General features: G+C 45.2%; 1 protein-coding gene. It reads right to left on the bottom strand.

What is annotated here, in order from left to right; all coding sequences use genetic code 11:
• The coding region (locus J7R05_RS08410) for a pyruvate kinase (RefSeq protein WP_246468280.1) at positions 1 to 420 on the bottom strand (420 nt) is incomplete at both ends.

Raw genomic sequence — 420 nt, 5'->3', positions numbered from 1 at the left:
GATAACGGCCAGAAGCCGATTCAGCAGACAACATCACAGCATCACTTCCCGCATAAACCGCTGTAGCAACATCAGACACTTCTGCGCGCGTTGGAACAGGCGATGTGATCATTGATTCGAGCATTTGTGTTGCCACCACAACAGGTTTTCCTGCTAAACGACACGCTTTAATCAACTCCATCTGCAGAGCAGGTACCCTTTCTAAGGGCATTTCCACACCGAGATCTCCTCGTGCAATCATAATACCATCAGAAACATCAATAATCTTCTCTATGTGCTCTAAAGCTTGAGGTTTTTCGATCTTAGCCATCAACGATACTTTGTTCTTTGTCAACCGACGTACCGCTATAATATCTTCTGGACGTTGGATAAAAGAAAGCGCTACCCAATCAACAGGCTGCTGTAAAAGAGCCTGAAGAT

Origin of the sequence: Bartonella capreoli (assembly GCF_902813205.1) — a bacterium.
GTDB lineage: Bacteria > Pseudomonadota > Alphaproteobacteria > Rhizobiales > Rhizobiaceae > Bartonella > Bartonella schoenbuchensis.
This window is presented reverse-complemented; position numbering and strand designations above follow the sequence as displayed.